Genomic DNA, 494 nt, shown 5'->3' with positions numbered 1-494 from the left:
CTCCTCGGCCGGTACGAAACCGAGGATCTCCACGGTCTTGGCGGTGGGCAGCGGCAGAGCCGCCATGTCGTCGTCGGTGAGGAGGATCGTGCGTCCCTCCTCCGTCTCGAAGCCGCGGCCGATCTCCTCGCGCGGGACCTCCTCCTCGTCCAGCTCGCACACCTTGCGGTAGCGAATCCGGCCCCCGTCGGCCGTGTGCACCTGGTGGAAGGAGACGCTGTGGTTCTCGGTGGCGGCCACCACCTTGATCGGGATCGAGACCAGCCCGAAGGAAATGGTCCCTTTCCAGATTGAACGCATACTTTGTCCCTTCTATGGGACTCTCAGGTTATGCCGCACACGGAGATCGGGGGCCACCGTCTGTCCCTCAGCAACCTCGACAAGGTGCTCTATCCGGCTACGGGCTTCACCAAGCACGTGCCGCCGGGCACACCCAGCTGGGTGACGACGCGCAAGATCAGCGTCGTCAGCAAGGAGCCGCGGCACCAGGTCCT

At 65.0% G+C, this 494-nt stretch carries 1 protein-coding gene and 1 pseudogene; one reads left to right on the top strand and one right to left on the bottom strand.

Features of this window, described 5'->3' with window-relative positions; translation table 11 throughout:
• The coding region (locus IF54_RS0138925) for a Ku protein (protein WP_030327487.1) at positions 1-300 on the bottom strand (300 nt) is incomplete at its 3' end.
• A 30-nt stretch (positions 301-330) separates the two neighbouring features.
• Here IF54_RS0138925 and IF54_RS0138920 point away from each other — a divergent pair.
• Positions 331-494, top strand: a pseudogene (locus IF54_RS0138920) (ATP-dependent DNA ligase); the annotation flags it as partial.

The organism is Streptomyces sp. NRRL B-3229 (assembly GCF_000719505.1).
Lineage (GTDB): Bacteria > Actinomycetota > Actinomycetes > Streptomycetales > Streptomycetaceae > Streptomyces > Streptomyces griseorubiginosus.
The sequence above is the reverse complement of the archived record's forward strand: the minus strand, read 5'-3'. Positions and strand labels throughout refer to the sequence as shown.